The sequence below is a fragment of the Streptomyces sp. RK62 genome (assembly GCF_018070255.1).
Classification (GTDB): Bacteria; Actinomycetota; Actinomycetes; order Streptomycetales; family Streptomycetaceae; genus Streptomyces; species Streptomyces nigra.
This window is the reverse complement of the sequence record NZ_JAGPYD010000011.1, coordinates 263427-281322: the sequence shown is the minus strand read 5'-3', so window position 1 is coordinate 281322 and position 17896 is coordinate 263427. Positions and strand designations below refer to the sequence as shown.

Below are 17896 nucleotides of genomic sequence, written 5' to 3'. Positions count from 1 at the left end.
ACGACGACGAGCAGCAGAATCCCGGCCAGTACGAGCACACCCATGCGCTCTCCCCCTCGTTCGCCCCGGACGGTCACCCCGGGGATCGGTACGGTCCGTCATCCTCCCCCAGCGCCCCCGGGCACCACCCGCCGGGTCCGCCGCTGGAACACCGGGCGCGGACGAGGGCCCCGGGCACCGGGCTTGCGCCCGGGCACGGGGCCCTCGTCGGGGTGAGTCGCCTGCTGCGAACGTGCCGCTCAGTGGCCGCCACCGCAGCTGGAACCAAGGTGAGTGTGTTGCCCGCCGGGGCTTCCCTCACCGTTGAACAGATTGCCCGCCAGACCGTTGGCAAGCCCGACCTCACCGAGGATGTCGAGGTTGAAGTCGTGCGAGTGGCAACCGTCGCCACCGTAGGCGGGCTGCGCGCTGGCCGTGCCGGTGGCTATGCAGGTGAGGCTACCGATCACCGCGGCCGCGAGCGCGGCCCTCTGAAGCTTGCGCATTTCTCCTCCTACGGGTGGTTTCGTCCGAGCGCACACCAAAGATCCACTCTGCGCTCATCTCGGAGGCTAATCCGATATCCCGCCCCCTGCCGCTCGAGCACTGCCGAACGGGGCATGGGGGTGAGGGGGCATCAGCTCCGGGCCGTGAGCCAGCGTCAGCTGCGCTGCGGATCCTGCGCCGTGAGGAGCTGTCAGGGGCCGAGGGGTACGGCGGCCCGCGCTAGCTGATCTTCCCCCGATGAAGGGTGAACAGTTCGTGCCGCTGATGGCCGTCCTGGCCGGTGAACGCCTTGAACTCCCCCAAGGTGTAGGCGATGGCTCCGTTGGAACGGGTGGTCATCGTCACGGCGAAATCGTGAGCGAGGTGATTAAGGTGCCGCTCGACATCGGACTGCCCCAGGAGCGTGCCCTGCTTGGCGAGTCGCTCGATGATCTGGTCAACCGTCAGAGGCCGGCCGACACCGCGGAGGAGCTTGTACACCGGGTCGAGGACCCGATCCGTGTTCTCCACAAGCTCCTTGCGCTCCGCCTCCTGGAGGATGGCCTGCCGGATGGCTACTCCGAGGGTTTTGGCGACAGGCGGAGGAAAGGCGTTCCCGATCTGCCGGTACACGGAGGTCTTACGCCCGTGGAACTTCCAGCGGAAGTCATCTTCCGACGTCGATCCGCCGTCAACTGCCCGCTCGATGTCGTGCCATCCCTGGATGCGGGCAACCATGGCTGTCGTGAGCTTGGGGCCGGGGACGCCCTCCGGGGCTCGCCACCCCTTCTCCGGAGGCTCGTTGGCCACACCCATGGCGTCCACTCCCAGGGCTGCCCAGGCTCGCTTAGCCCGGGTCGGGCCGAGGTCGGCACCGCCATGCTTCTTGGAGCCGCCGACGATCGTCGGCGCGATGTCATTGGCCTTCTTGACCCACTCCGCTACCTGGTCTTCCTCCCAGCCGTTGCTCCCCATGAGGTCTTCGAGGAGCTCCCCTACGCTGGGCGGCTCCTCCTCATGAGGGGTCGGCCAGTGAAAGTACTCCGCGTACTCCCGCTTAAGCGCGACCAGGACGAACCGAGGCCGGAGCTGGGAGACGCCGAATTCGTTAGCGTGAAGAAGCTTCCAGTCACCGATATAGCCGTACTCGTGGAGCCGGTCCAATACGTGTTGCCGGTATGCCGTGAACCGGTTCGCGCTAAGACCGCGCACGTTCTCCAGAAGGAGGGCCTTCGGCTGGATCTCGCCACAGAGCTGTACGGCCCAGGCGAAGAGGTCTCTCTCATCGTTGGCGCCGAGCTGCTTGCCCGCGATGCTGAACGGCGGACACGGGACACCGCCGGCGAGCAGGTCGATCTCCTTGCCCTTGAACTCTGTGGGATCCCAGGTGTTCGGGTCGGCGACATCGCCGACCCTCACCGTGTCTGCCGCCTCCTCCTGGCTGTAACCCAGGACCTCATGCAGGTTGCGGCGCAGTGTATTCGCGGCGCTTTCATCGAGCTCGACTGCGATCCGGTGGCGGAACCCCGCCCGCTCCAGACCGAGGGTCTGGCCTCCAGCGCCCGCGCAGATCTCGATAACCTCAAGCTGCCGATCGGGCTCCGGCGCCGCCATTCGAACTCCTTTCAAGCGCGCAGGCTTAGCCAGCGCGAAGCCGAGGTTGCCACCCTCGGCTGACTTTCACAGCGGGGCACCCGCTGAACACGGCACCAGCACCCTAGCCGCCGGCCCTGACAGCGTCATCTGATCGCGGCGGTCTGCTGGTCAGGGCTCTGAAGTCTACGGTGGCCAGCCGGGGCACACGAAACCCGCATGCCCCACCGCCCCCGGCTGCCTGCCGGCGTCAGTCCTGCAATGCCGTACGCACCTCATCGCGGGCGTCGGCGGGAAGGCGCCGGTAGGCGTTCCAGGCCCGGTCCAGGGGTGTGGAACCGCGCCGTCCGCGCTCGATCCACCGCAGGAGGCGGCGGCGTTCGCCTGAGTCGAGCGCCTGGATCTCAGCCAGAGCCTCATCTGCCCGGGCAGCCTGTCCGTCACCTCCCGCCCGGCACCGCTTGCATTCCGTAGTCAGCAGAACTCTCTCCCGGCCATCAGGCAGGATGGTCTGCCGACGGGTGACGGAGAGGACAGCGGTCTGGTTCGAGTCGTCAAGATAGGACTCACCGCCAGAAATCCCGCAAATAGTGCACATGTAGTCATCGCGGGCCATGACTGCCTGCTTCTCCTTGTTGGAGACAGTCTTGTCAGGCGCGGCGGCTCTACGTGCGACGGGATCCCAGACAGGGACGCCAGCCTTGACGAAGCGCTGATCCTCTGCGGCGAGCGTCGCGTCATCGGAGCTTGTCAGGAGAACCCAGCCGTAGTCACGCAGATCCCGTATGCGCCGGTCGGCTTGGGAGATTCCGGGGAAGGCGCTCCGGACCTGCTCCTTGTTGAAAGTCTTTCCCTCGCCGACCACTTGAAGGAGCCAGAGCGCCCCGCGCACCATGGTCCCGGCCTTGAGCTTGGGGTCGTTCCAGGCAGGCAGTGTCACCTCGTGCTCCGTTCTTCAAATGATCAGGAGACCGATTGTGGGTCACTGGCCCACCTGCTGTCAGCAGGTGCTGCCATGATGCTGGGGCACAAGGTGACCTGCTCCAAGGAGGCTCTGACTATGGCTGTGAAGTTCGGCGTGCCGCCCGAGGGCGAGAAGATTCGCTCGCTGGTGGACGAGCGGCTGAAGCAGGCCATGGCCGAGGACGGTGCGAAGATCACCGTGGAATGGCGGGGTGAGCAGAAGCACCTGCATGTGATCTCCATGCCGGTCGACATGCTGTACTTCAACCCCGACACCCACCGGATCCGCGCACAGCGCACCCTGGATCCGGAACGGAACCGGGTCTTGGAGGAGGAGCCGTGGAGCGAGGCAGGACAAACGTATCTGCATGACCTGCTGCGTTGCCGGCCGTCCAACCCGAATCAGAAGGACCCTGACTACACGGCCCTTCAGGATGAGCTGGACGATGTGGGCCAGCGCGAGCCCGGAATCATCAGTCCGGACGGCATTCTTGTGGATGGCAACACCCGATGCGCGGCCTTGAGGGACCTGGGGATCAGGGATATCCGGGTGGGTGTGCTCCCCCCGGACACGTCGCGCCGCGATATCAACAACGTTGAGCTCGCCTTGCAGCTGCGCCGCGACAAGCGTCGCGAGTACTCGTACATCAATCGCCTCATCGCGATCGAGGACGAGCTCGCGGACGGACGCCGCGAGGAAGACGTGGCCCGCGACTTCAACATCAAGAAGACCACCCTCCAGCAGGATCGCTGGGTCTACCAGTTGATCAACGACGCGATTGACCGTAGCCGGACGGCGAGCGGCGCCACGCTCCGGCTCGTCGACTTCGAGGATCACCAGGAGAAGCTCCGGGAACTGCACCGCGACTACACCAAGCTGGCCAAGACCGACCCTGATGCCGCCGAGCTGCTCAAGGAGTCCCGTCTGGCGATGGTGGTGCTGAACTACGCCAAGACGTCGGTGCGTCTCGCGGAGGCCGACTTCCACAGCCGCTACCTGGAAGAGCGGCTCCCTGACGAACTCCGGCCCGCTGCTCAGGAGTCCGCGGCCGTGTCCATCCCCGGGCTGGCGGGTGTGGCGATTCCGGATGCCACGACGACGGTGAAGACCACCCGTGCGCTCACCGATTCCCTGCTGCAGGCGAAGGCGGCGGCGCAGTCCGGGGGCTCCCTGGACGCGGGGTCCGTGGCGAAGGCTGACGCGCTTATCAAGACGGCGCGCAAGACCTTCGACGCCGCCGTGAAGCTGGCCGGAGCGAACGCTGAGCTCCAGAAGCGCCAGGTAGCCGTTCCGGAGCGGCTGACGGACGCCGCTGACTACGTGAATCAGTGTGCGGCCGAGTTCGCTGAGGCCAAGACCAAGCGCGCCCTCGACGAGGATGCGTTCGACGACGCACTTCTCACGCTCAAGGCCAGCCTAACCCGGCTCGCGAAGCAGGCAGGGCGCACTTTCAGCTCCCCTGGCGATGGCGTTGCCTGGCTTCTCGACTCGACGCGGGAGAAGTGATGGCAGCCCAGGCATCCGCGCCAAGCCTGGAGATCGGGTTCGGCGACGGTGTGACCCGGGCACGGCTCAGAGCGGGGACCGGATACGAGAACGAGCTTCGCCGTCTTGCTCTCCGGTTCCAGACCAGCGTGCAGCGGTCCCCGGGAACCATGGAGGTCGAGATCGATGACCTTCTGACGAACCTGGTGGCTCTTGCGAACTGGCCGGAGCCCAGCAGCGTCCTGTGGGACCCCCAGCTGGCCGCCCTGGCCACAGACTCGGCCGTCGATGCGCAGACCGTGGCGAAACGCCTGGATCCGGCGGCCGGCGAGGCCGGGGAAGTCGACCCTGATGAGGTCGGCGGACGGCTCGGGCCTCAGTGGGTCGCGGATCTCACGAGCTTCCAGCGCCGGGACATCGCCAAGCTGCTCTCCCTCCGTCACGGGGCCAACTTCTCTGTTCCCGGAGCCGGCAAGACCCGTGTCGGCCTGGCCGTGTTCCATGCGCTTCGCCGTGCGGAAGGCCTTGAGCGCCTTCTCATCGTGGGGCCGAAGTCCTGCTTCGAATCGTGGAAGCACGAAAACCGGCAGTGCCTGAGCGAGCCGCTGCGCATGGACGTCTTCACCAAGGACGCTGATCCCGCCGCGGACGTGCTCATCGTCAACTATGAGCGGCTGCGCCAGGACGGCGTGGTGAACGAACTCGGCCAATGGCTCGCCGCGCGACCGTCCATGCTCCTGCTCGATGAGGCCCACCGGATGAAGCGCGGCGCGGACGGAACCGATGGTGCCGCCTGCCTCGCGCTCGGACCGTGCAGCAGGCATCGCTTGATCCTCACCGGCACGCCGGCTCCTAACGGCGTCAAGGATCTGGAGAACCTGTTCGGCTTCGTATGGCCAGGACATGGACGCCAGAAGGTCATCCAGGCTGTGGCGGGCGGGGACCTCGCCAAGGCGAGCCAGGTGCTGCGGCCGCTGTTCACCCGCACCACGAAGGGCGAGCTCGGACTGCCGCCGGTGTCCACGACCCTGCGCACGGTCCCTATGCCGCCCCTTCATCAGGAGGTGTACGAAGCGCTCGTTGGCCGCTTCTCCGCGCGCGCTGCGGGCTCGGAAGGGGATTTCCTGGCCCTCGGCAAGATCATCGTCTATATGCTCATGGCGGCCACCAGCCCGGCGCTCCTCGCCGTCGGGACAACGCGCTATGAACCGTTGTCGTACCGAGTGCCACCCCTCTCTGTTCCTCAAGGCACGGCACTGTTTGACCTGATGCGGGATCTTCCTAGTTACGAGATGTCGCCGAAGTACCGAGAAGTGCTTGCCATTGTCAGCGAGAACGCGGCCAAGGGCCGTAAGACGCTTGTTTGGTCCACCTTTGTCCGGAGTCTGAACACGCTGGAGAACATGCTCAGCGAGTTCTCGCCGGCCCTGGTGTACGGCGGGATGGGGGATGCCGACCGCGAGCAGGCGATCAAGCGCTTCCGGTATGACCGGGACTGCATGGTCCTTCTGTCGAACCCGGGAACTCTCGGTGAGGGAATCAGCCTTCACCATCACTGTCACGACGCGGTGTACGTGGACCGGGACTTCGCGGCCGGTCGTTTCCTGCAGAGCCTTGACCGTATTCACCGGCTTGGACTGTCCCCGGAAACCGAAACGCGCGTGACCGTGCTTGCCTCAGAGGGAACCATCGACGAAGTCGTTGATCAGAGGCTGGGTGACAAGCTGAATTTCATGGGGAGCATCCTCGACGACCCCGCGGTTCAGCAGCTGGCCGACCTGGAAGAGGAGCCGGCCGTCGGTGGCGGCCTGGACCATCGAGACCTTCAAGCGCTGATGGGTCATCTCCGTGCCCGTGCCGCCTGAACCGGTGCTGCGTGCGGCCGTCCGCTGGCTGGAGCGGCTTCCCGTCAGCGGGGTCGCGCGTGTCCGTGCCCTGTTCCATACGCACAGCGACTTCAGCGACATCACCCCGACGCAATACGACGCCGCGTACGCCTGGATCCGTGAGACGGGACTGCTGGAGGACTCGCGCTCCCAGGTACCCGTGGACTGCCGTGTCTTCGAAGCCGCCATGGTCCATAGCGGCGTGCCCTGGTTTCAGGACGCCGACTTGCTCATCCGCAGGCCGGATGAACTCCCGGAAGACGCCCTCCGCGCGGCGGAGACCCTCGGGCTCGGCCAGGAGGAAGCGTACGCGCAGCTCAACAGGGTGTGGAGCAAGGTCGACACCGAAAAGCGCTCGCGTATCGGCTCGGCCGGTGAACTCGCCCTGCTCGAGCTGCTGTCCGAGTCGGCTGAAGGCCGGGTTGAGCACGTTGCGGCATGGTCTGACGGCCACGGCTACGACATCTATGTCGATGACTCTCAGTACTGCGCCCACTTGGAAGTCAAAAGCACAGTCCGGCTGGGCCGGCTCACCATCTACATCTCGCGGAACGAGTACGAGACCATGCTGCGTGATCCGGCTTGGGAACTCGTAACCGTCCGTCTTACCGCTGAGTTGCAGCTCGCGTCGGTGGCCGCGTTACCCCGGGAGTGGATCGCGGACCAGGTACCCGCGGACCGCTCCCCCCGGGGACGGTGGGAGTCGTGCAGGCTCGATGTGCCACCGGGGATATCCGTGCCGGGCATTCCGAGCATCGCACCGATGCTCGCCACGACCGCGCCCGAGCTGCTCAGAGGGATGCCACTCCACTAGAGCTGCCTTGTGCCGGCAGCCGGGCGGGCGCGGTTCATTGGCCGGGGATCAGGACGCTGGCACTCCCGCGTCCGAGATGAGGAACTCCGTCGGCTCTCCAGGCCATTGGTCGTCCGTGGGTTCAGGGCATTCCGTCAGAGGCTGTGCGTCCTCGAAGGCGTCCTTCACCGCCGTGCGCCACTGGTCGAGCGAGCCACGGATGATGAAGGGGCCAAGCCCGAAAGTCACGCTGCCCTCATCGTCGACACGGAGCGGAGCCGTATCGTCGCCGACGGGGACGTCGCTCGCGATTCCGGTGGAGGCAGCGTCGAGAGCCCTCTCGAAGTCCCCGGGGTTGATCCACCCGGTCCAGCTCCGGCTGTCTGCCTCCGCTTCGGCTACAAGGACGCTTCGGCCGGATTCGGAGTACCCGGCAAGCACGAGCGAGCGCGGCGCACGCGTCTTTGCCTCCGTACCGGCTGCGGCAAGGAAAGCAGGCCGGAACTGGTCGAGCAACGCGGTGATCCGCTCCGCCAGCAGCATCCTGCGTGCGGCCAGGAAGTCACGGTAACCGGCTGCCTCGAGAACAGCCGGATCGTCTGGAATCGCGTGCGCGGTACGGTCGCTGAGGCCGACGCTCTGCATATAGGCGGCGGGGGAACGGCTGCCGATGATGTTCTTCGCTGTCTGCTCAGAAACGAAGACGATGTTGGCGAGCTCGTTGATCTCGGTGGACGAGTACTTGGAACTATGGCTGCGCAGCTTGGTGGCCGGGTGCACGAGGCTGTACTGCGGCTTCCCGGACTGGTCGACGGTCGCCGAGATCGGTCCGCCGTCCCACCAGTCGGTGGCACCGGCGTGAGCTGCCGCGAGATAGCAGAACATCAGGTAAGGGCTCTGGTGATTGCGGCCCGACAGGTCACTGTCCGCCACAGCGAGGCCGTGCTCACGGATTCCGAGGTTGCCGAGGAGGGCTGCCACAGGATCATCCGTGTCCAGCGTCCTGATGTCCTGGGTCAGGGTGGTGTCAGTGGCACCGCCGTACCGGTTGCGAGCGGTGGCGACGAGGAACCAGTACAGAAGTCCGTTCTCGACTTCCCTGGGGATCCTTGCGTCGCTGGGCTGCCGGCCGTAGTAGAGGATCAGAGGGTGGAGGGCGGCGAGTGACGGGATCAGGGCTGTCGTCGGGATGAGGAGCCTCTCCCGGAGAAGGGGGACCACACGAGCGAGCCCACGCTGGACCTTCTCCCAGCCGGTCTCCACCATCTCTGTGCTGGCCGCGGTCAGCTTCGCCACGGACGCGAGGCGCGTGCCGGTGGTGGACAAGCTCAAGGTCAGCGCCTTGATCAGGAAGTTGACGTTCAGAGCGCCGTATCCCTGCTCCGCCCAGCGAGCCGATTCGGCTTCCAACTGCCCGAGGAAGCCGGGGGTGCGGGCGGAAAGCGTCGCCAGCGCGAGGTCGGTCGTCTTCAGTGCCCGTCCGCCACTGTTGACGCGGACGAAGATGTCGGCGACCTCCTCGTACTCGAAGTCATGCAGCACTTCCATATGGAAGTCGCGCTGCGTGATCTTCTGAAGCGCGTTGAGCCGGCGCCCGATCTCCGGCTCCGGCAGAGCGAGCCCGGCCCCCTTGAGCTCGCCGTGGATCGCGAACATGTCGGCGTCGGGACCGACGACGTCATAGACCTTGATCCACTTTCGGTTCCGTCGGGTGGCGGCGCTCTGGTTCTGGAAGGCCTCCGTCTCGATGTTGAAGACGACCTGGGCTTCCGGGTGATCGGTCAGGACGCGGAAGAGCGAAGTGAGCCGCTGCTGGCCGTCCAGCAGGTAGAGAGGCATGACGCTCGGCAACGCCTGAGACGTGCCAATGGCTGCCTCCCGGGTCTCGGCGGGCTGACCGGTCTTCCAGAACAGCAGGGACCCCGCTGGATACCCGCGGTACAGCGATTCGATGAGCCGTGCGACCTGCGATGCCTTCCATACGTACCCGCGCTGGATCTCGGGGAGCATGATCTCTCCGGCCGCGATCTGCTTGATGAGTGTCCGGACGTCGCGGTTTGTGCGCTCGACCGCCACCTTGCCCCCCAGTGCTCCGCGCCACCGCGGGGACGCACCGCGGCAGCTTTGCCTTGAAGCGAGCCGAGCGGCACAGCCCCCCACAGAACCGGCCAAGACCTCTCACTCGCCGGAGATAGCGTAAGGGAGGCGGAACGCTCTTAGAGCCCCCTGAGAGCCGACCGCCGACAGGACGGTGATCAGGGCTGGCGTTTCTTGCTCTGCTGGGCCTTCCGCGCAGCCACGGCCGCGGAGACGGCGAGTGCGCAGTCTTCCGCTGCTTCGTGTTCCCAGAAGCGGAGCACGAGCCATCCCGCGTCCCTGAGCCGCTGATCAGTGTCCCGGTCACGCTCGACGTTACGGAGGACCTTCTGCGACCAGTAGCCAGAGTTCGTCTTCGGCGGAACGTAGTGATCGGGGCACCCGTGCCAGTAGCAGCCGTCGACGAAGACGGCGACCTTGGCCGGGCCGAACACCATGTCCGCCGTCCGGCGCAGATCCGGCAGGGGGCGTGCCGCGACCCGGTAGCGCAGCCCTTTGGCGTGCACTAGCTGCCGGAGCAGCTTCTCGGGCTTCGTGTCGCGGCTTCGGATCGCCTGCATGTTGCGACGGCGGGCCGCGGACGAAGCCCAGGAACCTTCAGGGGCTACCCACGACGGATCTTCGGACACACCGGAGAGAGTAGTCCGGGCCCCTGCGAGCGGGGAACAGGCGACCGTCCTGGCCCCCGCGGCCGCTTGGGCTACACCCCATGGCACTCCCCATACCCCCGCCCCGACCCGCACCAGCAAGCCGCCCCCCGCTGTGGCGGCCAGGCGGTGGCTCGGCCTCGGGCGGCCAGGGTGGTCGCGTACTGGGGGAGGAGGGTCGGGTCGTCCGGGGAGGAGAGTTCGGAGGCGGCGAAGGCCTCGTAGGAGGGGACCGTGCCGGTGACGATGCCCAGGTTCGGGGTGCCGGAGGCGGACAGTTCGCGCAGGGACGTCTCTATCGTCGCCAGGTGCGCGTCGTACGAGGGGTACTCGGCGGACAGCGACGGGTACGCCGTCAGCAGTTCCGTCAGCTCGTCCGCCGGCCAGCGCAGCATCGCCACGGGGAACGGGCGCGACAGGGCCTCCCGGTAGGCGCCGAGCTCGGCGCGCAGGCGGGAGATCTCCGCCTCCAGCTCCGCCGGGTTGTCCGAACCCAGGGACCAGACCCGCTTGGGGTCGTGCAACTCGTCCAGGGACACCGGCATCGAGTGCAGGGTGTCCGCCAGCGCGTCCCACTCGTCGTGGGCCAGGCCCAGCATGCGGCGGACCCGGTGGCGCCCGAACAGCAGCGGATGCGTCGCGTACGGGGGTTCCTCGACGTCCGTCAGCAGCAGGCGGGCCGCCTCCGTGAACGTCTCCTGCGCCTGCTCCAGTTCGTCGTGCGCCTCCAGCGACTCCGCGACGATCACCCAGGGGGCCGGGTCCCTCGGCGCGGACGCGCGGACGCCGTCGATGATCGCCCTGGCCTCGGCCTCGTGGCCGTACTCCCAGAGGTTGGACGCCTTGAGGGCCCGTACCAGATGCGGGTTCTCCAAGGGGGCCGACGACGCGAGCAGGCGGTCGTAGAGGGCGGTCGCGGCGGGGCGGTCGCCGGACAGTTCCAGGTGGGCCGCGGCGCGCAGGAGCAGGGCCTCGGCGTCCTCGGGGTAGATGCCGGCGGTTCGCTCCAGGCGTGCCGCCTCGGCGGTGTGGTCGACGTTTTCGGCAGGCGTGTCGGGGCGCATGGGGGACACCGTACTGCGCGTGGATGTCCGTGGAGAGGACGGAGGGGGGAGGAAAAGGGTCCCGAAGGGGCTGGGAACCTCGCGCCGTCCGCCCTATCGTGCGGGCGGCTTCGGCGGAGGGGGCGGCTGTGATGGCGGGGCGGGTGCGCGTCGTGCGGCACGGCCGGATGCGGCGGCGTGCCGTGGTGCGGCGGGTGGTGTGGAGCGCGGGGGAGGTCCTCGTCACCGTGGGCGCCGTGCTCGCGCTCCTGGTCGTGCACCAGGTGTGGTGGACGAACCGCGAGGCCCGGGCGAGCGCCGAGCGCGAGGTGCGCGCCCTTGAGCGGGACTGGCGGAATCAAAAGGACCGCGGGGATCAAGGAGACGGGGCACATATGCGTGGCCCTACGGGCGCGAGTGACGGCTCACGTACGACGGTCCCCCCGGCCCCCGCCGACCCCCGCACCCCCTCCACCAAAGCCACCCGCACCCGCCCCTACGCCGTCCTCTCCATCCCCCGTCTCCATCTCCGCGTCCCCGTCGCCGAAGGCGTCGCCCGGCGTGGGGTGCTCGATCAGGGGTGGGTCGGGCACTATCCGGGCACCCAGCAGCCGGGGGAGGCCGGGAACGTCGGGCTCGCCGGGCACCGGAACACGCACGGGGAGCCGTTCCGGCGTCTCGACCGGCTCGGGGCCGGGGACGTGGTGCGGATCGAGACGCGGGCGGCCGTCCACACGTACGCCGTGGACCGGGTGCTGCCGCGGACCACGCCCGGGGACGGCGGCGTCCTCGCGCCCGTCCCGCGTTCCGGCGTCGTGCCGAGGTACGGCTATACGACGCCGGGGCACTACCTCACCCTCACCACCTGCACCCCGCAGTTCACGTCGACGTACCGCCTGGTGGTGTGGGCGAAGCTCGTCTCCGTCCGGGGGCGCTGATCCGCGGGGCGGGTCAGGCCGTCCGCTCCCGCAGGGCCGCCACGGCCGCCGCCGCGACCAGGGCCAGGACCGCCGAGACGACCAGGGCGATGTCGCCGCCGTGGGCCAGGCCACCCTTCGTGGAGGTGACGACGGCGATGGTCAGGGCCACACCGGCGCAGGAGCCGATGTACCGGAAGGTCTGCTGGGCTCCGGAGCCCATGGCGGCCCGCTGGGGCGGCACCGACTCCACGGAGAGCAGGGGCAGGGCGGCGTTCAGCAGACCGCTGCCCACCCCGGCGACGATCAGGCCGGGCAGCAGCCGGGTCCAGGTGCCGGAGCCGAGCGAGCCCAGCAGGGCCAGGGCGCCGGCCGCGTGCAGCGCGAAGCCGAGGGCGAGCTGGAGGCGAGGCGCCATCCGGCCCGCCAGTCTGCGGGCCTGGAGGGCCACGGCGAAGGACAGGCCGGACCACAGCAGGAACAGCCAGGCCGTGTCCATCGCGGACAGGCCGAGCGTCTGCTGGAGCAGCGTCGGCAGAAGGCTGAACAGGCCGATGACCGCGAAGCCGGTGAACAGGCCGCCGGTGGAGGAGGCCAGGAAGCCGGGGCGGCGGAGCAGGCCCAGGTCGATCATCGGGGTCGCCGTGCGCCGTTCCACGACGGCGAACAGGCCGAGGAGGAGCACCGTCGCGAGGAGGAGCAGCGCGACGGGGGCGCGCAGCCAGCCGTCGCGGCCCAGGGTCAGCGCCGCGACCAGGGAGACCAGCGCCAGGCCGAAGGTGACCGCGCCGGCCAGGTCGGGGCGGCCGCCGCGTGGGGCGCGGGACTCGGTGAGGGCGCGATGGGACAGGGCGGCCACGACGAGCGCGGCCGCGCCCAGGACGGCGTAGGTGACCCGCCAGTCGGGCATCGCGCCGGCGACGAGGGGGCCCACGGCGATGCCGCCGCTGACGAACGCGCCCCATACGCCGGTGGCGTGCAGCCGGCCGCGTGGGCTCGGGAAGGCGTGCACGATCAGGCCGAGGCTGCTGGCGAGAAGGGCCGCGCTCGCGCCGCCCTGCGCGACCCGGGCCAGCGTGAACAGCCAGGTCGAGCTGGTCAGCGCGCCCAGCGCGGTGGTGACGCCCAGCGCGAGGGTGCCCGCGACGAAGATCCGGCGCCGCCCGTAGTCGTCGGCGAGGCTGCCGGCCACCAGGAGGAGGGCGGCGAGGCCCAGCGGGGTGCCGTTCAGCAGCCACGCCTGCGCGGAGAGCGGGGTGTGCAGATCGGCGGCGGTCTCGGGGAGCGTGACCATCGGGGCCGTGTACGTCATCAGGGCCACGGCGGTGGCGGCGCTGGTCAGTGCGAGGGTGGCCCGGCCCGAGCGGGGCGAGGCCTCCTCGGCGGGCGGCGAGGAGGCGACGGCGGCCGGCCCGGGGGCGGTGACCGGCCCGGCGGCGACATCAGTTCGTTCAGTGAACTTGGGCATGCGCCACACCGTAGCATCGTCAGTCTGTTCACCGAACCAAGGAGGTGGAAAGCTGTACAGTGGGCGTCATGGCTCTGGGCAAGGACTACGCGACGCAGGACTGCTCGATCGCCCGCGCGCTGGAGGTCGTCGGTGAGCGGTGGACGCTCCTGGTCGTCCGCGACGCGCTCTACGGCGTCCGGCGCTACAACGACTTCCTTGTCCACCTCGGCATCCCGCGCGCCGTCCTGGCCGCCCGCCTCCAGATGCTCACCACGGAGGGCGTCCTCGCCAAACGCCGCTACCAGGAGTCCCCGCCGCGAGACGAGTACGTCCTCACCGACCGCGGTGTCGCCCTGTGGCCGACCCTGCGGGCCCTCGGCATGTGGGGCCGCGAGCACTTCGGCGACCGGCCGCTGCGCGTCTTCAGGCACGCCCCCTGCGGGACCGGGCTCGGGGCGTACGGCGAATGCCCCGCCTGCGGGATCGTCGTACCCGCCGCCGATGTCGAGATGCTGCCGGGGTCCGGGCTCGACCCGGAGCCGGCGGATCCGGTCAGCCGGGCGCTGCTGCGGCCCAAGCGGCTGCTGGAGCCCCTCGAGCTCGAGCCCGCCTGACGGCCGTCCCCGGACTGGGCGGAACGAACCCCTCCCGTCGGACGTCCTGTATAACGAACGAACGAACGCGAGCAAGCGCCAGCAGCACCAGAGGGGGGCAGCCGATGATCCGCATCGCCGCGCGCCTGCGCCCCGCCGCCCTCCTGGTCGTCCTCTTCCTGGAGATCACGCTGCTCGACACGGGCAGCCTGTCCGCGACCGTCGCGCTCGCCGCCACCGCCGCCGCGAGCTCCGCGTTCGCCGCCTGCTCGATGCTCGCCTCGCGCGCCGCGCCCGCCGTACCGCCCACGCGTGTACGGACGGCCATCCGCGACCGGGCCCGCCGTACGGCCTTCCTGCCCCAACGCGACCCCGACGCCTCCGGCCGGCCACGGCCCCGCGCGCCCGGGCACGCCCTCCCGGCGACCACCGCGTAGGGCACGCACCCCGACCGTCCGTCCTGACCGTGTGACCCCACGCGGGTCGTCATGCCGCCATGCCGTTCACCGGCATCCGCCCCACTCCGGCACGACGAGACCCACGGAGGGCTCACCCATGTCCGTTTTCGCCGACCTCGTTCAGCGGCTCGCCGATCTGCTCGCCCCGCTGTTCGGCGCCACCGCGGCCGCCGCCGCGATCGTCCTGTTCACCGCGCTCGTACGACTGCTCGTGCACCCCCTGTCCCGGGCCGCCGCGCGCGGGCAGAAGGCACGCGCCGAGCTGCAGCCGAAGATCGCCGAGCTGCGCAAGCGGCACGGGAAGAACCCCGAGCGGCTCCAGCGGGCCATCGTCGAGCTGCACACCAAGGAGAAGGTGTCCCCGCTGGCCGGCTGTCTGCCGGGCCTGTTCCAGCTGCCCGCCTTCTTCCTGCTCTACCACCTCTTCTCCAACACCACGATCGGCGGTCACGCCAACGAGCTGCTGTCCCACGAGCTGTTCGCCGCGCCCCTCGGCGACCGCTGGGCCGACGCGCTCGGCGCCGGCGGAGCCCTCGGCCCGGCCGGGCTGGTCTACCTCGCGCTGTTCCTGCTGGTCGCCGCGGTCGCCGTCTTCAACTACCGGCGTACGAAGCGGATGATGGCCGCCAACCCGGTGGCGCCCGTGGCCGACGGACAGGCCGTGCCCGGCATGGGGGCGATGGGCGCGATGACGAAGGTCATGCCGTTCATGTCCTTCCTCACCCTCTTCACTGTCGCCGTCGTGCCGCTGGCCGCCGCCCTCTACGTGGTCACCAGCACCACCTGGAGCGCCATCGAGCGCGCCGCCCTCTACCGATGACCGATGGCCGAGCTGATGACCGATGGCTGATGACCCGATGACTCCGAGGCCTTGGTCCAGTACGTGAACCGGGTCTTGCGGACTGGCTGTGCAGCTTGGAGGATCGACCAGTCCTCCGATGGCTGCACCCGTCGGCGGGCGCCCCACGATCGAGGGAGATTGTGACCATGAAGCTGCTGCGCGTCGGTACGGCCGGATCGGAGCGGCCCGCGCTGCTCGACGCCGAGGGGACCCTGCGGGACCTGTCGGGCCTCGTCCCGGACATCGACGGACCGCTGCTCGCCGACCCCGCGGCGCTCGCCCGCGTCCGCACCGCCGCCGGTACGGGCGAGCTGCCCGCGCTGGACCCGGAGGGGCTGCGGATCGGGCCGCCGCTCGCGCGGATCGGCAAGATCGTGTGCATCGGCCTCAACTACCACGACCACGCCCGCGAGACCGGCGCCGAGCCGCCGTCCGAGCCGGTCGTCTTCTTCAAGGCGCCGGACACGGTCGTCGGCCCCCACGACACCGTGCTGGTGCCGCGCGGGTCGGCCAAGACGGACTGGGAGGTCGAGCTGGCGGTCGTCATCGGCCGTACGGCCCGCTATCTGGAGTCCGCCGAGGAGGGGCTCGCGCATGTCGCCGGGTACGCGGTGGCGCACGACGTGTCCGAGCGGGAGTTCCAGATTGAGCGGGGCGGCACCTGGGACAAGGGCAAGAACTGCGAGACGTTCAACCCGCTCGGGCCGTGGCTGGTGACCGCCGACGAGGTGCCCGACCCGCAGGACCTGGCGCTGCGGCTGTGGGTGAACGGCGAGCTGAAGCAGGACGGTACGACGGCCGAGCAGATCTTCCCGGTGGGGGAGGTCGTGCGGTACGTCAGCCACTTCATGACCCTGTACCCCGGTGACGTCATCAACACGGGGACCCCGGCGGGCGTCGCGCTGGGGCGGCCCGAGCCGAAGCCGTATCTGCGGGCCGGGGACGTGGTGGAGCTGGAGATCGAGGGGCTGGGCCGGCAGCGGCAGGAGTTCGAGCAGGCGTGAGGGGCCGGGGCCGCGTGGCCGATCACGCCACGCGGTCCCCGCGCCTCCTACTGCTTCGCCAGGAAGGTGTCCAGCGCCTCCACCACCATCCGGTGGTCGGCCAGCTGCGGCAGTCCGCTCACCGTGACCGCGCCGACCACGCCGACGCCCTCGACGGTGATCGGGAACGAGCCGCCGTGGGCCGCGTAGACGTCGGGGTCCAGCCGCGAGGAGTCCTCGAACGTCGTCCCCTTGGCGCGGCACCGGGCGCCCACCAGGTAGGAGGAGGCGCCGTAGCGCTCCACGACCCGGCGCTTACGGGCGATCCAGGCGTCGTTGTCGGGCGTCGAGCCCGGCAGCGCCGCGTGGAAGAGCTGCTGGCCGGCGCGGTGGATGTCGACGGCGACCGGGGCCTGCCGCTCCCGGGCCAGCTCCACCAGCAGGGAGCCCAGCGCCCAGGCGTCCTCGTAGGTGAACCGGGGGAAGACCAGGCGGCGTTCCTGGGCCTCCAGCTCCTCCAGGGAGGGCGTCAGCTCGGGCTGGAACTTCGGGGTCGGTCCGCTCGTGTGCGTCACAGGGTCACCGTCACTCCGTCACGGGCGGAGCGTCGCGCCGCCTCCAGTACGTCCAGGGCGGCGGCCGCCTCCAGGGCGGTCACCGGGTTGGGGCCGCCGTCGCGCAGGGCCGCCGCGACGGCCGCGTAGTACGCGGGGTAGTCGCCGGGCACGGTCGGTACGGCGCTGCCGCCGCCCGTGATCGGGGACTCGCCGGCGCCCAGCCGGCCGTACAGCTCCTCGGGCTCGGTGCCCCAGTCGGCGTCGTCGCCGGGGCGCCGGCCCTCGCGCAGCGCCGCCTCCTGCGGGTCCAGGCCGTGCTTGACGTAACCGGCCTTCGAGCCGAGCACCCGGAATCGGGGGCCGAGCTGGGCGGTCGTGGCGGAGACGTACAGGTGGGAGCGGACGCCGTTGGCATGCGTGAGCGCCAGGAAGGTGTCGTCGTCGGTCTCGGCGCCGGGGCGGCGGACGTCGGCCTCGGCGTACACCTGGGTGACCGGGCCGAAGAGGACGAGGGCCTGGTCGACGACATGGCTGCCGAGGTCGTAGAGCAGACCTCCGATCTCTGCGGGGTCGCCGGACTCCCGCCAGCCGCCCTTGGTCTGCGGACGCCAGCGCTCGAAACGCGACTCGAAGCGCCAGACGTCGCCCAGCTCGCCGTCCTCGAGAAGCCGGCGCAGGGTGAGGAAGTCGTTGTCCCAGCGGCGGTTCTGGAAGACGGAGAGCAGCAGGCCGCGCTCCTCGGCCAGCGCCGCCAGCTCGCGGGCCTCGGCCGCGGTGCCGGCGAGCGGCTTGTCCACGACGACCGGCAGGCCCGCCTTCAGGGCGGCGGTGGCGAGCGGGACGTGCGTCTTGTTCGGGGACGCGACGACGAGCAGGTCGAGGTCGCCTGCGCGGGCGAGCAGCTCGTCCGGCGAGGCGGCGACACGTACGTCGGGGTGCTCGGCGCGGGCCTGCCGCTGCCGCTCGGGGTTCGAGGTGACCACCGTGTCGAGGGTGAGCCCCTCGGTGGTGGCGATCAGCGGGGCGTGGAAGACCGAGCCGGCCAGGCCGTAGCCGACGAGGCCCACGCGGAGGGGAGTAGCACTCATACGCCCCACTTTCGCAACGCTGTTGCCAAAGTGCAA

At 69.5% G+C, this 17896-nt stretch carries 17 protein-coding genes; 8 read left to right on the top strand and 9 right to left on the bottom strand.

Translation table 11 applies throughout. The annotated features are described in order from the left end of the window. Nucleotides 1–239: 239 nt before the first annotated feature. From KBY32_RS22810 to KBY32_RS22800, 3 genes are all read right to left on the bottom strand, one after another. Nucleotides 240–485, bottom strand: a complete 246-nt coding sequence (locus tag KBY32_RS22810; RefSeq protein ID WP_055623385.1) for a hypothetical protein — start codon at nt 483–485, stop codon at nt 240–242. A 220-nt stretch (nt 486–705) separates the two neighbouring features. Beyond that, the gene (locus KBY32_RS22805) at nt 706–2079 is read right to left on the bottom strand and encodes a DNA cytosine methyltransferase (protein ID WP_210981399.1); all 1374 of its coding nucleotides are present in this window, start codon (nt 2077–2079) and stop codon (nt 706–708) included. A 229-nt stretch (nt 2080–2308) separates the two neighbouring features. Continuing rightward, nucleotides 2309–2998: a hypothetical protein gene (locus tag KBY32_RS22800; RefSeq protein WP_210981398.1), complete on the bottom strand. Its 690-nt coding sequence runs from the start codon at nt 2996–2998 to the stop codon at nt 2309–2311. Nucleotides 2999–3118: 120 nt separating this feature from the next. Between KBY32_RS22800 and KBY32_RS22795 the strand changes: the two genes are divergently transcribed. Genes KBY32_RS22795 through KBY32_RS22785 form a run of 3 tightly spaced genes read left to right on the top strand, consistent with a single transcriptional unit; the run spans nt 3119 to nt 7207 of the window. After that, nucleotides 3119–4528 (top strand): transcriptional regulator, encoded by a 1410-nt coding sequence (locus tag KBY32_RS22795; protein WP_210981397.1) that lies wholly within the window; start codon nt 3119–3121, stop codon nt 4526–4528. Further along, nucleotides 4528–6372, top strand: coding sequence for a DEAD/DEAH box helicase (locus KBY32_RS22790; protein ID WP_210981396.1), 1845 nt, complete (start codon nt 4528–4530; stop codon nt 6370–6372). The genes KBY32_RS22795 and KBY32_RS22790 overlap by 1 nt, the downstream gene beginning before the upstream one ends. Beyond that, nucleotides 6356–7207 carry a DUF3883 domain-containing protein gene (locus KBY32_RS22785; RefSeq protein ID WP_210981395.1) on the top strand — a complete coding sequence of 284 codons (852 nt, stop codon included), beginning with the start codon at nt 6356–6358 and terminating at the stop codon, nt 7205–7207. Before KBY32_RS22790 ends, KBY32_RS22785 begins: the two co-directional genes overlap by 17 nt. Nucleotides 7208–7255: 48 nt before the next feature. Here the strand turns inward: KBY32_RS22785 and KBY32_RS22780 are convergent, their stop codons facing one another. From KBY32_RS22780 to KBY32_RS22770, 3 genes are all read right to left on the bottom strand, one after another. Then, nucleotides 7256–9262, bottom strand: a complete 2007-nt coding sequence (locus tag KBY32_RS22780; protein ID WP_210981394.1) for a DUF262 domain-containing protein — start codon at nt 9260–9262, stop codon at nt 7256–7258. 179 nt (nt 9263–9441) lie between these two features. After that, the gene (locus KBY32_RS22775; RefSeq protein ID WP_210981393.1) at nt 9442–9912 is read right to left on the bottom strand and encodes a very short patch repair endonuclease; all 471 of its coding nucleotides are present in this window, start codon (nt 9910–9912) and stop codon (nt 9442–9444) included. Between the two features lie 71 nt (nt 9913–9983). Next, complete coding sequence (locus tag KBY32_RS22770) at nt 9984–10994, bottom strand: SEC-C domain-containing protein (protein ID WP_210981392.1); 1011 nt, start codon at nt 10992–10994, stop codon at nt 9984–9986. A gap of 131 nt (nt 10995–11125) precedes the next feature. Between KBY32_RS22770 and KBY32_RS22765 the strand changes: the two genes are divergently transcribed. Further along, a complete protein-coding gene (locus tag KBY32_RS22765) occupies nt 11126–11911 on the top strand; it encodes a class E sortase (protein WP_210981391.1) in 786 nt (261 codons plus the stop codon). Between the two features lie 13 nt (nt 11912–11924). On the opposite strand, the gene KBY32_RS22760 is transcribed toward KBY32_RS22765, so the two are convergent. Further along, nucleotides 11925–13358 carry an MFS transporter gene (locus tag KBY32_RS22760; RefSeq protein ID WP_210981390.1) on the bottom strand — a complete coding sequence of 478 codons (1434 nt, stop codon included), beginning with the start codon at nt 13356–13358 and terminating at the stop codon, nt 11925–11927. Nucleotides 13359–13426: 68 nt separating this feature from the next. Between KBY32_RS22760 and KBY32_RS22755 the strand changes: the two genes are divergently transcribed. The 4 genes from KBY32_RS22755 (at nt 13427) to KBY32_RS22740 (ending at nt 16236) form a co-directional block, all read left to right on the top strand. Beyond that, nucleotides 13427–13954 (top strand): helix-turn-helix domain-containing protein, encoded by a 528-nt coding sequence (locus KBY32_RS22755; RefSeq protein ID WP_210981389.1) that lies wholly within the window; start codon nt 13427–13429, stop codon nt 13952–13954. 104 nt (nt 13955–14058) lie between these two features. Continuing rightward, nucleotides 14059–14370: a DUF6412 domain-containing protein gene (locus KBY32_RS22750; protein ID WP_055623400.1), complete on the top strand. Its 312-nt coding sequence runs from the start codon at nt 14059–14061 to the stop codon at nt 14368–14370. 118 nt (nt 14371–14488) lie between these two features. Continuing rightward, entirely contained in the window at nt 14489–15211 is a 723-nt protein-coding gene (locus KBY32_RS22745) for a YidC/Oxa1 family membrane protein insertase (protein ID WP_115508495.1), read from the top strand. Between the two features lie 167 nt (nt 15212–15378). Then, the gene (locus KBY32_RS22740) at nt 15379–16236 is read left to right on the top strand and encodes a fumarylacetoacetate hydrolase family protein (RefSeq protein WP_210981388.1); all 858 of its coding nucleotides are present in this window, start codon (nt 15379–15381) and stop codon (nt 16234–16236) included. 47 nt (nt 16237–16283) lie between these two features. On the opposite strand, the gene KBY32_RS22735 is transcribed toward KBY32_RS22740, so the two are convergent. Further along, complete coding sequence (locus KBY32_RS22735) at nt 16284–16790, bottom strand: heme-degrading domain-containing protein (protein ID WP_055623403.1); 507 nt, start codon at nt 16788–16790, stop codon at nt 16284–16286. Beyond that, nucleotides 16787–17860 carry a Gfo/Idh/MocA family oxidoreductase gene (locus KBY32_RS22730; protein WP_210981387.1) on the bottom strand — a complete coding sequence of 358 codons (1074 nt, stop codon included), beginning with the start codon at nt 17858–17860 and terminating at the stop codon, nt 16787–16789. The genes KBY32_RS22735 and KBY32_RS22730 overlap by 4 nt, the downstream gene beginning before the upstream one ends. Between the last annotated feature and the right edge of the window lie 36 nt (nt 17861–17896).

Bases quoted from the DNA above. Each gene is read 5' to 3' on its own strand.
- KBY32_RS22810 (WP_055623385.1), bottom strand. From the start codon at position 485: ATGCGCAAGCTTCAGAGGGCCGCGCTCGCGGCCGCGGTGATCGGTAGC.
- KBY32_RS22805 (WP_210981399.1), bottom strand. From the start codon at position 2,079: ATGGCGGCGCCGGAGCCCGATCGGCAGCTTGAGGTTATCGAGATCTGC.
- KBY32_RS22795 (WP_210981397.1), top strand. From the start codon at position 3,119: ATGGCTGTGAAGTTCGGCGTGCCGCCCGAGGGCGAGAAGATTCGCTCG.
- KBY32_RS22790 (WP_210981396.1), top strand. From the start codon at position 4,528: ATGGCAGCCCAGGCATCCGCGCCAAGCCTGGAGATCGGGTTCGGCGAC.
- KBY32_RS22770 (WP_210981392.1), bottom strand. From the start codon at position 10,994: ATGCGCCCCGACACGCCTGCCGAAAACGTCGACCACACCGCCGAGGCG.
- KBY32_RS22765 (WP_210981391.1), top strand. From the start codon at position 11,126: ATGGCGGGGCGGGTGCGCGTCGTGCGGCACGGCCGGATGCGGCGGCGT.
- KBY32_RS22760 (WP_210981390.1), bottom strand. From the start codon at position 13,358: ATGCCCAAGTTCACTGAACGAACTGATGTCGCCGCCGGGCCGGTCACC.
- KBY32_RS22755 (WP_210981389.1), top strand. From the start codon at position 13,427: ATGGCTCTGGGCAAGGACTACGCGACGCAGGACTGCTCGATCGCCCGC.
- KBY32_RS22750 (WP_055623400.1), top strand. From the start codon at position 14,059: ATGATCCGCATCGCCGCGCGCCTGCGCCCCGCCGCCCTCCTGGTCGTC.
- KBY32_RS22745 (WP_115508495.1), top strand. From the start codon at position 14,489: ATGTCCGTTTTCGCCGACCTCGTTCAGCGGCTCGCCGATCTGCTCGCC.
- KBY32_RS22740 (WP_210981388.1), top strand. From the start codon at position 15,379: ATGAAGCTGCTGCGCGTCGGTACGGCCGGATCGGAGCGGCCCGCGCTG.
- KBY32_RS22730 (WP_210981387.1), bottom strand. From the start codon at position 17,860: ATGAGTGCTACTCCCCTCCGCGTGGGCCTCGTCGGCTACGGCCTGGCC.